Genomic DNA, 20,926 nt, shown 5'->3' with positions numbered 1-20,926 from the left:
CGAGAAGTCAAAGGAATCCGGCTTGCGCTTAATGGCGTATCTGCACGTGCCCCTGTCGAGCTGCCTCACTGAGTTGGGAAGTGCAATGGCCTTTGGCATCCGAACCGCCTGACTACGATTACTCTTGAAAGAGCTACCAAGTTCTGCCGGATAACCCCTGTATATCCGCTTTGCATATCCGTTGTGGGCGGGATGTGCGATGTATCAATTGGACATGTTGCGCTCGTAACGAAAGCGATGGCCGCATGCGTAGTCTCAGGAGACGAGTGCAGCACTATCCAGAATGGGCGTTGCCATGTCGGCCAGAGACCGTTGACGTTCGGCTCCCACTAACACTCGGCTCTTTAGGCGAGAGAGATCCAAAAAGATTACGAGTTCAAAGCTCGCTGTGCTATTCGGCGACCTCAACCTAGTTCGTGTGCATCAGGCTGCAAATCGATGGCCCAAGACATTAGCTTTTCTGAGTCGAGCTGCGCGTGATCCAGCAACGTAACCAGTTCCTCCTGGCGAGGCTGGCCGAAGACGACTCGATAGGCGGCAAGCTGCCTTTTTAGCCGACGGAAGGCTTCGACTTCAGCGCTGAAGGGTAGCAGCGGTACGTGCCGTTGGACCTTGACGGGGCCTGGCGCCATCCAATGAGGCTCAAGATCACTTTTACCATCGCTCCGTGCTTTGTCGAACGCCAGTGAGAAGATCAACTCCCACAGATCCTTGCCAATCTCCCATTGGTCGAGGGCATGTTGTCCGTGAGCGAGCGCGACGTTTTGGCGCACTGCAAGTCCCTTGTAGCGGTGGACGCGCCCTTCGCGTTGCTCCAGATCGACCGGATTCCCGGGCAGATCCCAATGCACGATGCGGCGACACCATGGATGAAAGTCGAGCCCCTCCTGCCCAACCGAGGTGCTCGCCAGCACGAATGGTCGAAATGGACTGTTGAACGCGTTGCGAACACCATCCTGGCTAATCAAGCGCTCCTCAGTGCGGATATCACCAAATCGAAGTGCAAGAGCCGTGCGCAGGCGCATCTCTTCAAATGCCGTACTGCCGCCCTTGCGATTGAAGAAACGCGCCTGAACACTGGATCGCGGCGGCTGAATTGAGTCAGCCAGTTGGACGACTGCGTCATCAATGGCATCACCGTAATCCTTGTCCGCTGACCAGCCGTGTTGCTCCCAGATCAAGTGCCAGCTTTCATCCAGGACCGCTTGAAGGTTGCCGTCTCTGCAATATCGCATGACCAAGCGCCAATAGAAAAGGTCCTGACGAGAAGCCTCTGGGCTGAATTGCTGGGCCAGCTGCGGGAGCAACTTGGTAACAGGAGGCCTGTTGAACAATTTCCAGAACGCGTCGGCGATGTACACCGAATACCAACGCCGATCGTTTTCTGACAGTTTGGTGGAGGCCAATGTACGCGCAGCCAAAACACCTGGCGCACCCAATGCCGCGTCGACGATTAGTTCCTCCAGGCTCTCTGGCCTCCGCCCCATACTCTGGGGGGTGATGTCGATCAGTTCCTTTGCGTAGCCAGCAAACAGGTCTTCACTTGGTTTGGGTAGCTGCTCATCTCCGACCCAACTACGAATAAAGTTTTTGAGCTCCGGGTCGAGAAGGACCGGCCAGGCCCACTCCCAGCGATCATCGACTTCGCCATCGATGGGATTCGGGAGTGAAAGGTCACTCAGCAGAGTGCCCACCCGAGACCGAACCCACTCACGTCGATCTTGCGATGGCGGCGCATGAAGCGGATGGGCTCCGTCCGCCAAGGGCAGACAAGGCAACAGCAGCAACAGAAGGCGGTGACGATTGAGCGTCCCATCAGTTTCTTTCGACAGCTGCAGCAAAGTCGCTTGTCGGCTGTACTGGTCGTAGTGCCCCCAGACATCGTCAACCATCCGCCGCTCCGCTTCATAACTCAGAACCGCACTGAGGACATCTGGCACGACGTTCCATGCAGAGAAGATCAGCGTCTTGGTGGCTTGCTGATTTTCAAACGGGCCTTCGAGTGACCAATAGGGCACAGTGGGCGGTATCCAAAGCAGCTTCCAGAGCCCGCCGTCCAACAATTCATGTGCTAGCTGACGCAGTTTAGCGTTCGCAAGCGGCAGTTCCTGCCAAGTCGCCAGCTGATCTGAGGCAATAAACGCCGGTTGATGGTTTTGAAGTACCTCATCGACCTTGCCAGGCGACACATCGAGCGCGTCGGTGAGGCGGTCATTGAACCGATAACCGTGCATAAAGTGCGCGAGATACGGTGCCGATTTCCAAAACGGCATCGGGTCTCGGTCGCCGACAGCACGAAACAGCGCATCCGCTGCCAGGTACTGTTCGACATCTTCTGGCTGCATAGTGACCGCCAGCGAGGGCTCCTCGACCATAGCATCACGGTCATCGCTGGCGGCAACGCGTTCGGTCCTGGCCATGACACTGCGCAGGGTCACTTCAACCGCTGCTTTTGCTTTGTAAACGCCGGAATCATCGCCATGCGCCGCATGTTTCAGGGCTCTGCCAAAGTCAGCCAATTGGTGGCGTAATGTTGCGACTCTGGATTCATCGTGGCGGAACAGGAAACGTGTCGTCGACAGGAAATCCTCGTAATGATCCTCCTGATCGATTTCGGCATCTGCGGTGTAGAGCTTGTAAGGTGTAGCTGAAAGCAGCAGGCTTCGAACTGGATGGCCCTCCGGCGTTTGAGCATCGAATAGCGCCCGTGCTAGCTGGACAGCCGGATTATGCGAATCCGGTGGTGCATCAAACAGCGTCTTGAAGCGTTGGAACTCGTCGAGGATCACAAGATCGGGTTCCAGCCCCTGCACGCAAATTCGTGCGAGCAGCTTACGCAGTTCCCCAACAATGGCATTGCGTGCATGCACTGCTTCATCCGGTAAATGCTTGCGTTGGCGTGCAAACCATTCATCCAGAACTTCAGTGATTCGTTCTCGCAGCTCGACGTTAGAAAGCACCTCCGCATGAAAGCTTTTCTCAATACCAGGGTCTAGCGGGACGTGATCGTGCTTAAGCCGTGTCCGCCAGCGCTCGGTATTCGTGACCCAGCCTTGAAGTAGATTCATCAGTGCTGTGCGCTGTTCCGGAAACAACGGCGCCAGTAGCCGGAAGAGTACGACTCGTTCGGGTGCTTGACCGGTGGAATGACCCATCTCGAACGAGGTGCCCGGGGTGAAGCTGACGAAATTCAGCTTGCTATGGGCCAATCCGGCGCGACCAGCGCGCGGCGCCAGCTGTGTCGCCAGCATTGTCAGTCGCGTGGCGAGGGCAACGGATCGCTCATCTCCACTGCCGATCTGTAATTTCGGCAAATTGGAGCGCGCAATGCTCGAGTTGCTACAGATATAGATCACATCAATGCGATCAACGTCGTCCCACAAGGCATCAATGGTGCGAGCGATGATCCCTCTCGCCACCAAGGTCTTGCCGAGACCAACTTCGTCGGCCACCAGGAAACGGGACGTGCTGTTGGGCGCATAGAACATCTGATGGAACGCGTGATCCACCGTGCGTCGCTGGAACGACTTGAGTGGCCTGAGGATGGATTCCAGATCAGGGCGCTTCATGCTTTGCGCTCAGCCAAGCTTCGTTCGACGACTTTCCAGATGTGCAGGAACTCCCGCGGAATAACCAACTTGTCCCCATCGGATTGCTCCAAGTCGTAAATCAGACGTCGTATCGGTTCCAGGCGTTGTGGATCCCGTGAAGCCATACGTAGCAAGTCTTCCAATAAGGTCTCGTCACCAAGAGCAGGGAGGTTCCAAGATTCACCTGTTCCGGGTTCATTCCTGCCGTCAGCCCAATCAACCAGGCCTTCTAGGCCGCCGAGTAAAGCACGAAGGAACTGCAGGAACCGCTCCGGCGAGTCGATCAAGGTGCGTAATACTTGATTAACGCGATTCTCCGGAAAGCCTTGAGTGGGCAGCTTGAGCACGAAGTGAATGTCTTCTACTTTGGGATGGGAGGACTTGCAGTGAAACGCGACGAAAGCGGTTAAATGAGAGGTGGGTATGCGCCAGGAGACTGGCAGCACCAGTGGACGAGAGGCGCTTGCGGATAAGCTAATTGGCCAGTGGTGAACGGCGACGCTGTCAGGCAATTCAACCTTGCCCTCGAGCGTCCACTGCCAGTCAGTGTCTGCTTCGGCTGTCGCGATTCGCAGTGCAGAGTCGATGACAGTGCGCTTGGCGCTTTCGAGTTCTTCGATGGCCTTCGTCAGTGCCGCGTCTTCAACGGGGCGTTCGATACGACGATAAGGTTCCAGCATCCGACCAATGCCGGCCTCTTCGAAGCGCTCGATGCCGGACTTGGACCGCCGACCTGTAACTGACGCCATCATCTCAACATTCGCACCTGTGAATGCCGCAGCGGTGAGATTGCTGGACCCTGCAAACCAGGTGACGTCCCAAGAATGCTCAAGGCCGAGCAACTTCGCGTGCAGCCCGCTGAGTTCAGTGGGAACACCATCCTCGCTTTCGTCCTCGATCGACTCGCTCATAACTCGAACATCACCCCATGGCTCAAGCCCAGATTCAGGCAACGCGTCGAGTGAGTCCTGACGACTGATCAAGGAACGCTTGTCCTTTGAACCCAGCTGAGCCAGTACGGACAGCGCGGTTTGGTTTACGAACGGCGCCATGGCAAGCACGCGGCTTGCGCTTTGTAATGGTTGCCAAGGTGACTGGACGCCTGAATCAAGACCAAAGACCGTGTACTCGATGTTGCCGGTAAACCCCTCTGGCGCGGGAAACAGGGTTCTGCCGAGCGATTCCGACATCGAGCTGACCAGATCTGAGGCGATTGTCGGAAGGGATTCCGTGCAGAGCGAGGGCAACGTAGCGAACAAACGTGCCAGATCTCGGCTGCTCGACGCTTCGGCTCCGGATTTCTCGGTGGCACAACTAACTATGCCGAGATCCCAGGACCGGTCGTAGGTCAGGTTTCGCGACAAGACCGCAACACGCAACATCGGCTTGCGGCCCGGGGCAACGAACCTCGCCGCCCAGACTTTCGGGTGAAATGCTCCACCGTTCGGGGCTTTGACGGAATGGACGCTCGCTTCCAGCATCGAGAATAACGGCCGTTCGGTTCGGGGCACGGCGATAGCCGATTCATCTACGAAGACATGAATCTTCTGGCCCGACTCGCGCAGTGATTCCAACAGGAGCAGCGGATCACGAAGAAGCTGCTCGATGCCCGCATCAGCCTGGGAAAGTACCGCCAGCGGAAGAGCAAGCAACGTTTCAAGGTCCAGGCTGTAACTCGTGAGCACCGCAGAGTCCAAGGTGTATCCCTCGGGGGCTCGCAGCAGTTCCACTGCGACAACACGGCTATCAGGAGGCAGCATCAGTTCGCCAAGCCTTGGTGAAGATCTTTGAGCAGCTGACGCACGCTGGACCAGCGAAACTCCATGCGACCAACACCGACACCACCGTCCCATTGCTGCAACCGCACGGAATTGAACAGCCGTGCGCGATGGCCCTTGAGCTGCCGCTCTCGTCGCTCGATCAGATCACGGACATTGCGATCATCGACCAGGGATTCCCCGCATAGCCGCACGCGATCAGCCCATGCGTTTAAGAATCTGGATTGTGGAGTCGAAATCGAACGCCCCCGAAGAATCATGAAGTTCTCAAAGCCCTTGGTGTCGAATGGCGACTCCTGCAGTTCTTCCTGAATCCAGCGCTGGGCTTCCGCCCGATAGCGCTCGATGAGATCGGTATCGCCCTGATGTTCGTCCCGTTTTCGCTCGGCCAACAACAAGTTATAGAAGAGCGGCAAGCCTTCGACGTGCAGCGAAAAGCGCCGAGCCCACTCAACCACCTGCTGGATTTTGATGTTGGCTACGCCGACGGCAGGCTCATCCCAGAGATGATCGGCAAATTGAACGGCGTCTTCCTTGGACAACCAAGCGAACAAGCTGCCATGGCAGCGCTCCTCAATCCGGCCTTGAATGAACGCCGCTTCTTCTCGGGTCAATGCGAACGAAGCCTCCCCTGGAAACCCGGCGGGTGCTGGCGGGAGCCGCGGATGCCAGTTGGGTTCGCGCCCCCAAACGACGCCTGGATCGTCGGCACGCCCAGACTCTCTGCTCCTTCTAACGAGCTCGGAGAAATGCCGGTGGTACCAGCCTTGACTTTGTTCGTGACGAAACAGGCCCCACCTCACCAGTGCGGCCCAGTAGGCCGAACTAGGCAAACGACTCAACGTCGCCTTTGCGCGACTCCCAATTGTGCCCTCAGAGTCGTCGGAGTTACCCAGCGCCGAAATGAGACTGATCTCGTAATCGCGACCTTTTTCTTCGATGGCATTTCCTGCCAATCGTTTGCGCTCAAATTCCTGGTACATCCAAGGAATAAACAAGACGTACCGCAGACGCGTGTGCAGCACTGAAGTACCTGGAAACAGCGCGTCTGAGATCGTGTCACGCAGCGTCCCAAGACCCATCTCATCGACAGTTCCTTCCTCCTTGAGCAAGTCCATCACCCGACGCATTTTGTCGCGGTCCTGGGAAGTTAGGTCGAGCCAAGTAAACGACGGCTTCATCGCAACCAACTCATCGAATCGCATCGCTTTGAACTGAATTGCTTAAACGGCAGGGAAGGCCAATCATGTATGCGCTCTCACGGTCGTCTCGGGTTGTAGAAAGCTTGATGTGGTCACAGACATCGAATCCGATACTCGGTTGTGCACAGGTCTGATGGACCCGAACGGCTAACGAATTTGCCCAAGCAAGATCAGTTGTCCTGATCGAACCAGATTGATCGCGCCTGAGATTGGTGAGTCCTCCAGTCGCTCCAGCATCTCGCGATATGCCTTTATCTGCGCCAAATGCCGCACAGCTACGCGGTGTGGGTCAGTATCTCGATCTGTCTTGTGGTCGATGATCCAAGTCTTGTCTCGGGCTCGCGCAACCAGGTCGATCGCCCCTGAGACGATGGTCGCTTCCCCACTCAGCGCGATGACATCGACTTCCGCGTCGATGCTGACCACCTCCAACTCACGCTCGAGCGCGCGCTCGAAAGCCAGTACCTGTTGTTCCAGCGACTGCAGGATTGGCTCAGCCGCATCGCCCCACAGTGCCGCTGTCTCATGTTCAACGCAGCGGCGAACTTGATCGAGATGCTCGCTACCGGCTTCGAAGAAGCGATGGGCCAGTATGCCGAGAGCGGCGGGATCGTCGGTGTCGGGGAATACAATTGGATCGGCGTACTTGAGCACCTCAATGGGTACAACTATATCTTCGGCGGCCCCTTCCGCCTCGTGCAGCTTCGAGGGACTGATTGAATCGAAAGCCCTTCGACTCTCCGGGTTGTCTGATTGAAGCAGGGCGCGTCCATATACCGCTTGGCTCGTTTGGTCGCCGCCAACAGCTGAATCAGGCGCCGCATCAGCATCTGTCAGGTGTGTGTACCTCGCAGGGATTTTTGCCTTACCGAGTACAACGTGTTCGTCGTCTAGCGTGAGGGATGTCTCCGTTGCGAAGAGCGCGGCTCGGGTTGTCGCTGAAGACGCGAGGGCGGCCTCAGGCCATTCCAGTACAACCTGTTCGCGGGCTCGTGAGATGGCAACGTAGATCTCCCGCCGCGCCGCGTCCTCGGCTTCTGGCTGCAACGCAGTCATCGCAGCATCGCGTTTCTCTTTAACGGCGTAGTTCGGTACAAATCGAATTGCGGCCTTTTGACTGAGTTGCTCGAGGTCGTCAAATGAGGGGTAGCGGATGGATTGATCTGGAAGACGGGGAGCGATCTTCTTGTCCCAGCCGCACACCACAACAATTGGCCACTCGCGTCCCTTGGAGGAATGCCAGGTGACGATGTTCACGGCGTCCTCCTCAATCACTCCGGCATCCGGGCAGGTGTTATCGAGGTCTTTGACTGTGAGAAGCCAGCTCACAAAGATCGACAGGTTCTTGCCGTGAAAGCCCTGCGCTGCGAGCGTGTCGGCAGGCAAGGCCGAGAATTCCTCAGCGTAACCAATGACCGCGAGCAGGTTGGCTCGGGCCTGCCGGGCCGAGTCCCACTGACTGATGTGTTCAAACAGGCCGATCGATTCCAGAATGTGCGGCACGGCGTCGCAGACATCGACACTTGCGCCCGTCGCAAGTTGCCGCAGTTGATCAACCACCGGGTCAGCGATGGCTCCGTCGTCCAGCAGTGAGGTGACTGATTTCGGCAGGTCCAGGGTTCCGATATCGCTCGTTGCCAAAAACAGCTGTGCATGGCGATCCTCTGGATCCGCAGCCAGTTGAAGGGCGTGCCATGCAATCTGCACCTCTTCGGACTCGAACCATCCGTCGCGTTTGAATTTTGCGGGCAGGCCAAGGTCCGCCAGTGCGGAGGCATAGATTTCGAGATCCTTGTTCGTCGGGCACAAGATCGCGACATCACTGCCTCGGGCGCGGCGTTGCTTGCCGGTGTGCCTGTCGTTCACCACGCATTCAGGGTTCGCCAGTTTTCGCCGAATGACATCTGCGATGTGCGGCGCGCGTGCCCGTTTGCTCCACCGCTTGCCCTCAAAGTTGATGACATGAAGGGGCGTGAGTGCAGACGCTTTGGCATTGGCTTTGAGCCGTGCGTAGTTCGAAAAAAGCCCCTTCGAGGCGGCGTTGATAAAGTCCATGACGCCGGGGGCGGAGCGCCAGTTACCGGGCAATGGTTCCACTGCATCCGGGTAACTCTCCAACAGAGTCGAGAACAATCGAACGTCAGCGCCCTGAAAGCCCATGATCGACTGCTTTGGGTCACCGACCAAAATGGCGGGAACCGCCTGTCGCACCAAATGCCAGATCAGACTGAACTGAGTCGGGTTCGTATCTTGAAATTCGTCGACAACAATGCGATCCAGACGCTTGGCCAATAGCTTGGCTAGCTGGTCTTGTTCCATGCATTGCGCGGCCAGTGTCACCATATCGGTGAAATCAACGGCTGCGCGCGCTTGCTTCATTTCTGCGTAGGCGCCCAAGGCATCCTCGGCGCAGCGGAACAGCGCACGCATGTGCGCGACGGCATCGTTCAGTGGTCCCGGGTGTCGCTCGATCTTCGCCGCAACACTCATGACCGCTGTGGCCAGATATTCATAGCCGTCCGGGAGTGGCGGTGATCCGCGTTTGAGCAGCCTGAGATTTCGCAGATTGGACCAGAGTGACCAGTCGAACTCGGCAGCGTCGGTGTCTGCCGCCTTTCTCAGATTATCGTAATCCGCCCGAAACTCACGCTCTGCGGTCTTCGAATTGGCGCAGGTATCAACGAGGGAGTGTGGATGCTCGCTGAGGAGGGCCTGACAGGCGCTGCGAAGTGACGTCGCGAGCGCTTGGGTAGATTTCTTCAGCACCTGCCCGTAGGCGCTCCGAATCTCACTTTCGCACTGGTCGGCCAAAGCGCTGATCGGTTTGGGTTCTCCGAGATCGCGCAGAAGCCGAATGAGCGTTGCGACGACGTTCCGAAACTGACTGGCCTCGCTGCCTGACCACGCCGTCCACTGATATCCGAATCGCTTAAGATCCGGTGCGATCTCTCGAATCGCGTCAGAACGCGACAGCGCAAGTTGGATCAACAGCGTCTGCTCGTTCTCCATCAGCAGTCTGGGCGCAATCGAACTCTGAAGATCGAATGCGAACTCCTTGAGGATTCGCAGGCCGAGACCGTGGATCGTGGAGATATAAGCCTCATCCAGGCCTTGGGCCGCCACGAGGTCGCCACTCCCCAAAACGCGGGCCCGGATGCGACCACGCAACTCGGATGCCGCCGCTTCCGTGAACGTCACGGCCAAGATCCGCTCGGCTTGGACATCGCCCTCGGCCAGCGCATTGGTCAACCGCTCGGTCAACGTATATGTCTTGCCGGACCCAGCGCTCGCGGGCAGGAGCGTCAATCCATCAAGCGAATTGCTCATGCCTTGTCCCCCGAATCATCGATTAGAAGCCGCTGGGTCAGCGGCGACGCATCGATCGCGAACATTGGAACGCCGTTGTCTGCCCAGGCGTCGAGCTCGGATTTCCGCGGGATTCTGACGCACCCGCGGGTCGCGTCGCGCACGCGCGCTTTCAGTGCTTTTGAGGCGTGTTCGGCGACATCAACGCTCGTCGAGCGCCAGTCGCGCATGCTGACGGCAGGTTGGAAATCGGCGCTGACGGTGCCGTCTCGGAGTGTGAAGTACAGGATGCCGCAGAGCGGTCTGTTTTCAGGCAATACAACGGCTGTGCCGCGGCGCGGCTTCGGTGCCCCTGTCTCCATCATCGTGCGATACATCGATGCTTGGAGGTCCATGCCGGACTCCATCCTTGCAAAGTACTTTTTGTGAGAGCTGTTCTTGAAGTCGACGATGACGAGCCCCGCATCGGGAATGTCGATCACCGCGTCGGCTTGGCCGTGAATTGGGAGTTTCTGCCATGTGCCCTGCAGCCAGATCTCCGGTTCGATCACAGACGCATCGAGTGTTTCCAGGATCTGCAACCAGCGCTCGGCAGCACGCTGGATTTGCCCAATTTGGTACTCGCGTTCGATTCTGAACTGCGGTGCCAGCAAGTATGGGGACAGGCGTTTCAGCGCTGCCACGAACAACGGGCGCGTCCGCTCGCGAATCACTGCGACTGTTGGTCGGCGGTCAACGGGGAACAGCGTCTCGAAGACTGCGTGTGCTGCTGATCCTGTCAGCCCGGGTGAAAAGTCTTCCGGCTCCCACAATCCGGGTTCGGCTCCCAGCTGAGCCAGAAGCCATCCGACAGGACTCACCAGCATTTTGTCCATCGCGCTTGGGGAGAGCGGTCGTTGTGGATCGCCTTCGCCACAGTTCAAGCGCAGAAGATTCTGCTGGAGCCGGAGATCCTTCGGCTCGACCATGCGAGGGGCTCGTCCCACAGGGGGCACGGCAGCGGGAATCTGCGGCATATGCTTCCGGCCCGTTTCCGTTTCGAGCTCGTGGATCAAAGACTCCGCATCGTTCGCATCTCCGAAGAGTGCGGCGATGTCGTAGAGCGAGGACGATGCCTCTACGCGCTTGCCCAAGGTGTCTCGTCTTGGAATCAGGATCGTCACGGAGTCAGACGCGGCCTTGAGCTGCGATTTGAATACCTGACGGGCTCGCTGCGCGCTGTCGCGCGGCAGCTCGATTCGCAGGCCACCCTTGACGATCTCAGTCCACTCCGAGATCGAGAAGATCTGTGGCAGTCCTGTAACGGTCGGAAAGTGGCCGTCGACGAAATCAAGGACGAACAAATGGCGCACCGGCCGCCAAGGCAGATGGCCCTCGCGCAAGATGGTGATTCCATCCTGATAGACCGGGTCGGCTAGTCGCTCATGGCGGGCGCCGACGGACACTTGGGTGATCAAGTCATCCCAGTCTCGGATGCCACTGGTGAACGCATTGAGAACATTTGCAGCCACTTCTCGGGTGCGAGCCGCGCAGTGCTCATCTTGCGTCACGTCGAGCGTCTCAATGAGCCGGTGTAAAGCGTCCGGAAGTGTCTGAACCTCCAGTCCCGTCAACAGGAACTCTGCGAAACTGCGGACCGACCGCGGTAGCTCTCGCGAAAACCTCAGTCCCCAGCGACGGTCATCCAGCGATGCCGCCAACTCACGTCCGACAGCGTCGCTCCACGGCATCAACGGGTTCGTGAGAAGTGACTTGGCAGCCGTGATCGGAATCAAGTCAGACCAGCCCATGAGTGCGAGCTTGATCGCCTCAGCGCCGTAGTCGGGGATCGTCACGCTGCGCTCCGCGTTTGCGATCGGCAAGCTGTAACGCGCTGCTACACGATGTAATTGATTCTCGGTGTTGCTGCCCCCGACGAGCAGGATGCCGAAGTCATTTGGACGCAGCGCCGGATCCGCTTTGAGTCGATGTTGAATTGCGGTCAGCGTGACATCGACTGATTCCCACGCGTCACGAACGCCGGCGATGGAGAAGCTGGACTCGCCTGGGTACTCAGTCACATTTTCCGTGAACAAGTGGTCTTGGACGGCGCGCAGCGTCGAACCGCTCCTGGCCGCCGAAGCGGCAACCTGTCCGTCATACGCTGCAACCAGTTCTTCCAGCTGCCCGGCGCTCGCCCTGCTGTCCCTGCGCAAGTGCTGCAAGAGTGCCTTCTGCCACTCATCAAGGTACCCCACGTGCTGGCTAATGATGACGCTGATTGTTTTGAGTGGTGATGGGCGTTTGCGCGTGATCTCAAGGATGACTCTCAGATCATCGGGCATCGCAAAGTCGGCCGAATCCTGTAGCCGCTGCAAGTCATGGAGGCGTTCTGCGATCCGGGAATTGTCCGCCGTCGGGGATGCCCAGTCTGTCAATGGCGACGAGCCACAACGGACTGTGCGCCAGCCCGCGAGCAGGTGATGCATTACACCAGATGGATCGACTGCGAGTGATCCCTTCCAGAACGCATCGGGAACCGATTGGGCGACTTTCAGATTCGCGTCAACTGATCGGTCCGGGCCGATCAGGTACGCTGAGCGGCACTGCTCGATCAAGTCCAGCCATGTCCCGACACGAACAAGGACCGCTCCAGTTGCTTCTGCCAGATGGCGGCGCAGCCCACGAGCGAACTCGGCGTCAGGTGCCAGAACGAACACTCTGGGGGTCTGATTCACGGTCTTCCTCGCATCATTTGCACGCTCTGCATTTGAGTTGCTCCTCTCGAGGCCAAGAAAATTTTCGACCAAGCCGAAATGCTCTCTGTTAGCTTCAAGCTACCAAGCACCGTTAGAAAGGACTTATGAAGCTAAAGCGAATTGCTTACCGGCGCTAGTGAATGAAACCGATTCTCTTTGCCCCCGTCGCGCCACGCGCTTTTTGTTCTCTGACAACTGCAGCCAATAAGTCATCCAGCGTTGGTTGGCACCCAGCAATCTGCGTCGCCCGTAGGGCTGTGGCGACATCTCCAAGCCGTATGTCCCTCGGTTCGAGTTCGGACTGTTGAATCGTTTGAGCCGAGACTGAATCGGGGAGCCCAAGTGCAGTGCATGCGGCTTCTAGGACTTCTTGAATAGCTCTGCCTTTAAGAGGGCCGAAGTCGATCTTGAGGTCTATTCGACGAACAACGGCTGGGTCAAAATTCTCATGATGGTTGCTCGCGATGACCAAGCACCCTTGGAAGTTATCGATCTGAGCGAGTAACTCATTCACCTGTGACACTTCCCACGAATGGCGTGCCATGCCCCTGGAGCGCAGCAGGCTGTCAGCCTCGTCAAAAAAGAGGAGTCCATTTTCATCGGAAGCTTCCTCGAACGCGCTTCGAATGGCCTGCTCTGTCTGTCCCAAATACATCCCCAGAAGATCCGAGGCATTCTTCTGAATCAATGGGATTTCAAGTTGGCGCGCTAGTGCTTTTACGAATGCCGTCTTACCGGTCCCTGGTGGTCCATAAAGACCCGCGCGGCCTTGATTGCATCGCCTGAATCCCGCTGCAATGGAGTCAGCGCAGACTGACGAGTTAATCCAGTCAAATTTGTAGGGAAGTGTTGCAAGTCGGTTAACGCTTGGGGGCTTGAACTCTGACTCGTGACGTGACGCAAGGATTTTCAAGTATCGCTTGACGTCCTCGTCTGCATTGCCTGTGGCAGTGAGCTTCATAGCACGCGCGGCGCGTTCGAGGTCCGCCGCCGTCAGGCTCGATGAGTCTGCAATCGACTCCAAGATTCTTGGGTCCTTTATGTGGCTACCGACCCTTGCCTTTGCGAGCGATAGCCGCTTATGTCTTGGTGGCCGCTTCATGTGGAGCGTGTATGTGAAGCGCCGAAGCAACGCTGGGTCAATCCATCCTACATCGTTCGCAATCCATATGGTCGGGCGGGGCGAGGATTCCAACAGTTTTGTCATCCAGCCTTTCCCGATGGCAGACCGTACGTTCCGGAACATGGCAGCGAACCCGTCATTCGCCGTCAGCGCGTCTTCGCATTCATCAAATAGAACGAACGACTTCTTGCTATTCCGCAGGATCTGCTGAGCGACTCTGTATCGCCCAAGGCGCTCGCCACCGCTGAGGTAGTCGCGTCGCCCCCCGGTCTCGGCCGAAACAATATCGTAACCCGTACCCTCAATGGTCTGGATCAACAGACGACTCAGTTCCGATTTGCCACTTCCCGGGACGCCGTGGATTAGTATGTGAATTCCCCTTGAGTCATTCCTGTCGGCGCCACGCAGCAGATCCTTCATCAGATCAAATTCATCAGCCAAGTAACTGAAATCTGAAGCATTCAGGCTCGTACGTTCTGCCTTTGTCAGGACCTTATGTATAAGTGCGTCAGAATTGATTTGAGGCTGCCGTGCCCAGTGTTGTGTGTCATCTTCAAGTGCAAGGTGATCTTGCAGGGTGCGAGGCTGACTGCTTGCATAATGGCATTCTTCAAGAAATCCTCCTGACTTTAGAAGAGCAGTGCTTGAGAGGGCTGCGTGCACGCTATCCGGCTTGATATCCAAGGCATGAGAAATCATCCTATTTGCAGCCAACTCGGAGCCCGCTTCTAGGTTTGACATGGCCGTTTGAAGTTGCGGGCATGTCGCGGAAAGAAGTGCAAGGAGCAACAACTCCGCCTCCGTAGTCGACAGTCCCATCGCTTGTCTAGCGTGATCAACCTTGGCGACTGCAAGTGACGACTCTCTGTTCTTCCTTAGATCAAAATTCTCGATCAGATGACGCAGATCACTCATGACTTCATCCAATGAATGAAGGTCGTCGTCCCACTCCTCGAACCCAAGGGCGTCCGCCAGTGTGTCAAGTTTCCGGTAACGCTTCCCGGCGAAGCGCCGAGTGATCCGGTCGGGGCGCGTACGATGGATGCCGGGCTTGCCGAACGCGTAACGTATGAGCACGGCGGAAAAGTATCCTGAGAGCGCCTCATCTGCTCTCCGCCCCCGTTTGCGAGTCTTTGATTTTGGCATCACACACACTCCGATCAATGGAGGCGTAGTTTGGTCGCCAAATGCGACAAAAGGAGTCGCGTTCAAGCGACTATAAAGCTCAATTGAAGCGACGCATAATGACGCAATGGGGCGTAGTGTTAGGTCGAGCCAACTACTCTGGAGACGCTGATGCTCGATCTGTTGTTGATTTCGGTGCTGGCGGTCGTATTGCTTTCAGCCATTCCCCACGTTCTGCGGATGCTGCCCAAGTTGATCGCCGTGCTGCTGCTCGCAGCTGTCGCCATCGCTGGATGCATATCCGTCGGAATCTTTTGAGCGCTTGCTCCTCGGGTTACATATGTAGGTACTTCGCATGGCCAGTGCACCAGGCGGTGAGCACGGGTATGCCGCTCACTACCCCCAGCTGTACTAATTCGCCGATCGATGAGGCTGCCCCGAATTGCTTGGCAAAGTGGCGATAGTCATCGAACCACGCATGCTCTTGGCTGAACGAATGAACAACCATGATCGCCGCCATCGCGTGGAATCGCTTCGCCTCGCTCACCGCTGACGCTGTGCGATGCAGCAGTTGATAGCGTGTTTGTGGCGTCGGTGCGTTCGGCATCCCCAGTTCCTTCTGAAGGGATGCGAGGCGCTCCTGCTTTCCAGCGCTCGCATTCTTCAGCCACTCGCCGACTGTCGGGCCGAAGGTTTCATCGACATTGCCCTCGACCGCAATGGAGACGAGACCCGAGTGACAGCTGGCAAGGCACCAAGCATCGTTCTGGGATGGGCGCTGGCCACCCGGCAGTGGCACCTGCCATTCGGGAAAGATCAGCAGCGGTGAAATGTCTGCGAAGCGCGCGTCGGATTGCAAAGTTTCTGTGACCTCGGATGGAAAGCCGCTCGCGTTTTGCCATGACGTCGCCATGGCTCTGGCTGACCGTCCAATCGACCAGTGCTTCACCGGGTCCGCGAGTCGCTCACGCCATGATGCGGTACCGACACTTGGGACAAATATCGTTGGTTGCTCGAACCCTGCTTTCTTCTTCTCTTGATTTGCCATTTGGCCGAGTGTGCCGGTTGGTGCGACGTATGGTGTCGCATTTACCTGAAAGGATCGCTGATACTCTGACGGTACGGCATAACGAATGAAGGATCGGAAAATGGCTGGTAACGCGGACACTCTCTACCGGCAGTGGGTGTTGCTGCAGACGATTCCTGCCTATCCGCGCTCGATCACAGTGCGAGAGATCTACGAGCGTCTGTCGTCGGACTTCGATACAACTGTGCGATCAATTCAAAGAGATCTGTTGATGCTCTCTACAAAGTTCGGCATTTATGAGGAGGAGCGGGGCAGAACAAAGCACTGGAGCTGGGCCTCAGATGCTAAGGCCTTGACGATTCCTGGCATGACGCCGACCCAGGCTCTCGCGTGGTCTATAGCTGATTCGCTGTTACAAAAGCTGGCCCCGCAGGGGCGTCTCGAGGAGATACAGCCGTTTCTAGATCGTGCTAAGGGCGTTCTGGAGACAGAGTCGATGCGCCGAACGAGGCGATGGAATGACCGAGTCGCGATCATGCATCCGGGCATGCCGCTCCGTCCCCCGAGCATTGCCCCAAGCGTCCGCGGCATCGTCCACCAAGCGGTTTTCGATGGCATGCAGGTCAGCGTAACGTACAAGGCGCGCGGTCGGAAAAAGGCTTCTCAGATGAGGCTGCATCCGCTGGGCCTCGTTTTTCGTGATGGGGTGGAGTATCTCATCGCGACGGTTAATGACTACTCGGATCCGCGGCAGTTGGTTCTTCATCGAATCATGTCAGTTCAAGCACTTACTGATTCGATCGTTGAGCCCGAAGGCTTCGACTTCAAGGCATACATCCAGGAATCCTTCGCGTACCTTGAATCAACCAACGAACTGAAAGTACGTCTCTCAATCGACCCTTATGTGGCCGAACACCTGTTCGAGCGGCCGCTGTCACAAGATCAGGAGATAGAAGAAGTCAGTGAGGACGAAGTGATCGTCGAGGCATCCGTCGCTGATTCGTGGGAGCTACGCAGGTGGATTCGCGGGTTGGGTAGCGCCGTTGAAGTGCTGGAGCCCCAGTCCCTACGAGAGGAAATCGCGGGAGAACTCTTGGAAACTGTAAGCTACTACTCCGCCGACTCCTGAGTAACGGGTGCGACTCGCACGCGATCTCAACCGACTACAAGAGTCGCGACACAGCTTGTCGCATCAGCGTGCCTAAATGGTCGCATGCTGAACCCAATGACTATTCCCGGTGTCGCCGAGAAACTCGACGATTGTATCGAGCTTCCGACGGGTGACATAAACCCTGGTTACGCGCTTTCAACGTCCAACGTGCAGGTCATGTTGGTCGTCGGGCAGCGTTTTGCACTCACAAGATCGGCGCTACCGATTGACGATGACGTGCCTGCGCTCAGCCGCGATTTTCTGGAGGCCGCGAACACTGCATCAATCGATTGCTACCAGTCCGCACCATTCAATGTAATTGCGAATTCACGCTACGTATACCGCCAACTTGTTCTCCTGATCGGATTCGATCTTCGGAGATTCCTGACAGATGATGGCCTTATTGCCGGGCCTCTGTACGAGCTGCTGACTCTTTCAGCGGATTCAGAGCCATTACTCAATCTCACGGGTCGGCGATTTTTGAAGCGGAACACAACTGAGCAGGACCCGAGGAACTTGCAGCAGTGGCAATCCATATTGCTCGAGCAGCGGCTGTTCGAATGCCATCAAACCAGATCAAGCCCTCAAGAGGAGAATTAGCGATGGTTGATATCAACGGGGAGCAGACGCTGTCACGGCTGCGAGCTTTCAATCGAAAGGAGCGCGGGTTCTTGATTGCAAACGCGGTTAGCAATCAGGGAAGCCTTACCGTGTCGAAGGCGTTTCTCAGGCGCGCTGCCGAGGCGTTGCTTCCTGCTGGCAAAGCAGTTCCTGAATCAGAATTAGTCCGCGAAAGCGCCGACTTCTGGACCGGCGTTGCTACTTCAGAAGGCGGCAACAACAGCGCGAGTGTCCTCGTCGCCATGGATTACCACCTTGATTGGTTTGCAACAGCGCTCTACGCACCAGAGTTCCTGCCGGGCGAAGAAGTCGCTAGCGACAAACCAGTGTGCAATAACCATGTCAAGGATGTTGGCTGTTTGATGACGGGGAACCAGGAAGACGTCGATCTACTTCTGGCCGATCTTGATGACAACGGGAAGCTTCATATCCTCATGATCGAGGCGAAGTTCGATGGCAGCTGGAAGTGGGATCAATTGGCGAGCAAGTTAGACCGGCTAACCAAGGTTCTCAAGCCGATTAATGCGGCGACGCTCAATCTCCAATTGCTACTCGCTCAGCCAAAGAAACTGAGATCGCCGTTGACAGTCCATTGGGACGAGGAAGGAAGGTTGCCGATCTCCTGGCCAAAGAAAGGAACCAAGGAGGGGCGCCGACTCGAAAAGGCCCTTCGGACATTGCAGGTGTCGGAAGGCGGTCGGGTAAATTGCCTAGCAGGCTGGGAATTTTCAGTGGAAAAAGTTAAAGCACCGACGATACCTCTAAGGCCCGGGCACCTTCCAATCGTAGCGCCGTCTAGGACGGGCAAGGACCATGAAGAGTTGCGATTCAAGTCGCTGCACTTCGTAGATCCTGATACGAGTTGCTAGCATGGCGCTGAATAGGCTGCAGGCAGCCTTGCTGACAACAGCAAATCGCGAAGCCGGCAACACAGCCAACGAGGACGCGGCGCTGCTGAACGGTACAGTCCATCAAGGCGAGGTCTTTCTTGAGGCGACGCTGAGGCTAGCGTCGCCAAACGTTATTGCCGTGAGCGATGGGGTGCACAGTTCGCCCTGTGCAGACGTGGCCAGCCGCACCGTGCTGGAGTTGCTCGAGCGTTCCTATCGACAATCTTCAGCGAAGCTCCCTGCTCGCCGCGTCCGCGACCTACAGATTGAACTCGGTGAGATGCTAATTCCGGCTTGGGATGACGAGTTGGAGGAGGATGACGACGAAAGGTCGTCAAGAGACGATCCCAGATTCGGGATGACAGCGACGCTGGTCGGCGTCGAGCTCGATGAAGGCAGCGGGACCATATTTCACATCGGAGATTCAAAGGCCTGGATCGTCTCGAGCCGTGAGGCTCGTCTGATGACGACTGACCATACGATCATTAATTCCATGATCGAAGACGGCTTAGCGCCGGAGGCCTCCCGGCATTCCTCGAGTTCTCGCTATCAAGGACTCGACCGCTTTCTCGTAGCAGACTCGATGCATACGCCGATGCGTTGTGATGTGGTGGAATTCAAGTTTTCCACCGAGCAAACGATTGTGCTGTGCTCAGACGGGCTCGATGTCGTCGAGCACAGAAGCTTTGTGCGGCGGCCGGACGAGGCCTTGTCTAGTTACGTGCAGCGCTTGGTTGCCCGGGCATGCGAACTGGGCAGTGACGACAACGTCACATGTATTGCAGCGAGTTTTAGCACATGAGCGATTTATCTCTGATTTTCTGCCGAGAAGAAGTACGAACGACGAGCGACATAGGGCGGCAGCTCAAAAGGTGTTCGGTTAATACTACTCAGGTGAACTAAATTTCATTACTTTGAGCCTTGCGACTAATGTTGCTGCATCTGATGTGGCGATTCACCTTACTTTGAGAGCCTCAACGTCCGGTGGCCAGACGAGTGCCTGAACGGACTTCGTATTCGCAAGCCTCGGGAGCGCGCGACTCTACCTCGAGACAAGACATTTCCCTAATATTTTTATGCTGGTAAGAGAATGAACTTCAAGACAATTCACTCTGCGGGCTCACTCGGAATATCTGATTCAATACCTGACGGTGCGGGAATGCGAATATCGCGTGATTTCGGAACCGAACTGGCCAAACACTTCCTGCGTTACTCAAAATCAATGTTTGAGTTGACTGGAGATCTTCCATACATCTACCGCGAGCGGCAATTGGCACCAGCGATAACATTGGCGCTTGCGAAATTTTCAGGTGATTCCGTGTTTTCTGAACTTCCTACCAGAAGGCGAGTCGGTCGAGAACACAGTCATGGGTGGATAGATTTCTGGGCGACATATCGCCGCACGACCTTCGTGCTCGAACTGAAGCACGGCTATTCTGCGTTCCGTGGAAAAGCCGGGGCGCAAGCTGACTTGGTAAAAAAATGGAGTGACGCCGAGTCTCAAGTTCGATCCGTCTCGAAAGAGCGCTACGAGGAGATGAGGTTCGACAGCGGAGAGGTCGTGACGACACCATTATTAGTAGTAACCCACTATTCAGCTTCTAGGGCAGGCCATGATCCGCAGTCATTTCCATCTAAGGAGCAGATGGTTGACCGGCATGCTGGCATTTCTAATAGCCTTAACCCTGTTTCAAATTGCTCATTTCTTTTGTATCCGAAGGGACACATGATGAGGCCCATCGGGTATGAGCAGCATTCAGAAATCTATCCCGCAGTGAGCCTCTTTATGAACTTTTCAGCGATTTCCGGAGCCGAGTCCGGATAAGACGCATCCCGGTATCAAGCCCGAGGGGCGAAGTTTCTCATTACCAAGCTTGATGTTTGCTGTGCACCGGAATCCAACGAATTCGGGAATCAAAGATCTATAGTCTGTGCGTTGAGTTCCCGGTAGTGCCTCATAGCGTTGGGAATCGATCGTCAAAAGGCGTCATCGGCCTCGCCGATCAAGTTGTCGAACCGCGTGTATCTCCCATGGCACTCGTGTTCATAGTTCCAATCGGTCCATTTCGCTGTTTGGCGGTAATGGTCTCGGCACGCCCCTCCCAGTCCGTTGCCTTTCTTAGATTTCTTCCTGGTAGATGAAGAGGATGATGTCGGCGTCCTGCTCAATCCCACCTGACTCGCGAAGGTCTCCCATCCGCGAGAACGGGGTAGAAGCACGATGACACTTTAGCGACATTAAATGACGCAAGGGTTCGTATCGTCTCTGCCTTACATGGGAGATGTGTATGAATCGAAGAGATCTGATCAAGAGACTGGCGATGGGATCCGTGGCAACGGTCCCAGGAGTTGCAGTCCCAGTCCCAGTCCAAGAGC

Annotated in this window: 14 protein-coding genes; 6 read left to right on the top strand and 8 right to left on the bottom strand. The window is 56.5% G+C overall.

The features are described 5' to 3' along the window. Positions 1-404: 404 nt before the first annotated feature. From DEH80_RS15330 to DEH80_RS15305, 6 genes are all read right to left on the bottom strand, one after another. Positions 405-3,569: a C-terminal helicase domain-containing protein gene (locus DEH80_RS15330; protein WP_109721396.1), complete on the bottom strand. Its 3,165-nt coding sequence runs from the start codon at positions 3,567-3,569 to the stop codon at positions 405-407. Further along, positions 3,566-5,350, bottom strand: a complete 1,785-nt coding sequence (locus DEH80_RS15325) for a phospholipase D family protein (protein WP_109721395.1) — start codon at positions 5,348-5,350, stop codon at positions 3,566-3,568. Before DEH80_RS15325 ends, DEH80_RS15330 begins: the two co-directional genes overlap by 4 nt. Beyond that, positions 5,350-6,549, bottom strand: a complete 1,200-nt coding sequence (locus DEH80_RS17630) for a DUF6361 family protein (RefSeq protein ID WP_109721433.1) — start codon at positions 6,547-6,549, stop codon at positions 5,350-5,352. Before DEH80_RS17630 ends, DEH80_RS15325 begins: the two co-directional genes overlap by 1 nt. 168 nt (positions 6,550-6,717) lie before the next feature. Then, positions 6,718-9,897 carry a UvrD-helicase domain-containing protein gene (locus tag DEH80_RS15315; RefSeq protein ID WP_109721394.1) on the bottom strand — a complete coding sequence of 1,060 codons (3,180 nt, stop codon included), beginning with the start codon at positions 9,895-9,897 and terminating at the stop codon, positions 6,718-6,720. Continuing rightward, positions 9,894-12,593 (bottom strand): PD-(D/E)XK nuclease family protein, encoded by a 2,700-nt coding sequence (locus tag DEH80_RS15310; RefSeq protein WP_133249278.1) that lies wholly within the window; start codon positions 12,591-12,593, stop codon positions 9,894-9,896. Before DEH80_RS15310 ends, DEH80_RS15315 begins: the two co-directional genes overlap by 4 nt. A gap of 154 nt (positions 12,594-12,747) precedes the next feature. Continuing rightward, complete coding sequence (locus DEH80_RS15305) at positions 12,748-14,883, bottom strand: AAA family ATPase (RefSeq protein ID WP_109721392.1); 2,136 nt, start codon at positions 14,881-14,883, stop codon at positions 12,748-12,750. Between the two features lie 150 nt (positions 14,884-15,033). On the opposite strand from DEH80_RS15305, the gene DEH80_RS17395 reads away from it, so the two are divergent. After that, positions 15,034-15,180 (top strand): hypothetical protein, encoded by a 147-nt coding sequence (locus DEH80_RS17395; RefSeq protein WP_165831505.1) that lies wholly within the window; start codon positions 15,034-15,036, stop codon positions 15,178-15,180. Positions 15,181-15,196: 16 nt separating this feature from the next. Here the strand turns inward: DEH80_RS17395 and DEH80_RS15300 are convergent, their stop codons facing one another. Then, the gene (locus DEH80_RS15300; protein ID WP_133249277.1) at positions 15,197-15,910 is read right to left on the bottom strand and encodes a DUF6946 family protein; all 714 of its coding nucleotides are present in this window, start codon (positions 15,908-15,910) and stop codon (positions 15,197-15,199) included. Positions 15,911-15,995: 85 nt separating this feature from the next. On the opposite strand from DEH80_RS15300, the gene DEH80_RS15295 reads away from it, so the two are divergent. The 5 genes from DEH80_RS15295 to DEH80_RS17205 all read left to right on the top strand — a co-directional run bounded on the left by DEH80_RS15295 (position 15,996) and on the right by DEH80_RS17205 (position 20,375). Next, positions 15,996-17,018, top strand: a complete 1,023-nt coding sequence (locus tag DEH80_RS15295; RefSeq protein WP_109721390.1) for a helix-turn-helix transcriptional regulator — start codon at positions 15,996-15,998, stop codon at positions 17,016-17,018. Positions 17,019-17,114: 96 nt separating this feature from the next. After that, positions 17,115-17,639 (top strand): hypothetical protein, encoded by a 525-nt coding sequence (locus DEH80_RS15290; protein WP_165831504.1) that lies wholly within the window; start codon positions 17,115-17,117, stop codon positions 17,637-17,639. A gap of 2 nt (positions 17,640-17,641) precedes the next feature. Beyond that, a complete protein-coding gene (locus tag DEH80_RS15285) occupies positions 17,642-18,529 on the top strand; it encodes a hypothetical protein (protein WP_109721388.1) in 888 nt (295 codons plus the stop codon). 1 nt (position 18,530) lies between these two features. Beyond that, entirely contained in the window at positions 18,531-19,352 is an 822-nt protein-coding gene (locus DEH80_RS15280; protein ID WP_109721387.1) for a PP2C family protein-serine/threonine phosphatase, read from the top strand. Positions 19,353-19,640: 288 nt separating this feature from the next. Further along, positions 19,641-20,375, top strand: a complete 735-nt coding sequence (locus tag DEH80_RS17205; protein WP_133249276.1) for a hypothetical protein — start codon at positions 19,641-19,643, stop codon at positions 20,373-20,375. A 294-nt stretch (positions 20,376-20,669) separates the two neighbouring features. On the opposite strand, the gene DEH80_RS17760 is transcribed toward DEH80_RS17205, so the two are convergent. Further along, on the bottom strand, positions 20,670-20,747 hold the full coding sequence (locus DEH80_RS17760) for a DnaB-like helicase C-terminal domain-containing protein (RefSeq protein ID WP_330408670.1): 78 nt from the start codon (positions 20,745-20,747) through the stop codon (positions 20,670-20,672). Positions 20,748-20,926 lie beyond the last annotated feature (179 nt).

The sequence above is a fragment of the Abyssibacter profundi genome, from assembly GCF_003151135.1.
GTDB classification, from domain to species: domain Bacteria; phylum Pseudomonadota; class Gammaproteobacteria; order Nevskiales; family OUC007; genus Abyssibacter; species Abyssibacter profundi.
This window is presented reverse-complemented; position numbering and strand designations above follow the sequence as displayed.

Coding starts and splice junctions, on each gene's coding strand:
- DEH80_RS15330 (WP_109721396.1), bottom strand. CDS start 3,569: ATGAAGCGCCCTGATCTGGAATCCATCCTCAGGCCACTCAAGTCGTTC.
- DEH80_RS15315 (WP_109721394.1), bottom strand. CDS start 9,897: ATGAGCAATTCGCTTGATGGATTGACGCTCCTGCCCGCGAGCGCTGGG.
- DEH80_RS17205 (WP_133249276.1), top strand. CDS start 19,641: ATGAACTTCAAGACAATTCACTCTGCGGGCTCACTCGGAATATCTGAT.
- DEH80_RS15290 (WP_165831504.1), top strand. CDS start 17,115: ATGACTATTCCCGGTGTCGCCGAGAAACTCGACGATTGTATCGAGCTT.
- DEH80_RS17395 (WP_165831505.1), top strand. CDS start 15,034: ATGCTCGATCTGTTGTTGATTTCGGTGCTGGCGGTCGTATTGCTTTCA.
- DEH80_RS17760 (WP_330408670.1), bottom strand. CDS start 20,747: ATGGGAGACCTTCGCGAGTCAGGTGGGATTGAGCAGGACGCCGACATC.
- DEH80_RS17630 (WP_109721433.1), bottom strand. CDS start 6,549: ATGAAGCCGTCGTTTACTTGGCTCGACCTAACTTCCCAGGACCGCGAC.
- DEH80_RS15295 (WP_109721390.1), top strand. CDS start 15,996: ATGAAGGATCGGAAAATGGCTGGTAACGCGGACACTCTCTACCGGCAG.
- DEH80_RS15285 (WP_109721388.1), top strand. CDS start 17,642: ATGGTTGATATCAACGGGGAGCAGACGCTGTCACGGCTGCGAGCTTTC.
- DEH80_RS15280 (WP_109721387.1), top strand. CDS start 18,531: ATGGCGCTGAATAGGCTGCAGGCAGCCTTGCTGACAACAGCAAATCGC.
- DEH80_RS15325 (WP_109721395.1), bottom strand. CDS start 5,350: ATGCTGCCTCCTGATAGCCGTGTTGTCGCAGTGGAACTGCTGCGAGCC.
- DEH80_RS15305 (WP_109721392.1), bottom strand. CDS start 14,883: ATGCCAAAATCAAAGACTCGCAAACGGGGGCGGAGAGCAGATGAGGCG.
- DEH80_RS15300 (WP_133249277.1), bottom strand. CDS start 15,910: ATGGCAAATCAAGAGAAGAAGAAAGCAGGGTTCGAGCAACCAACGATA.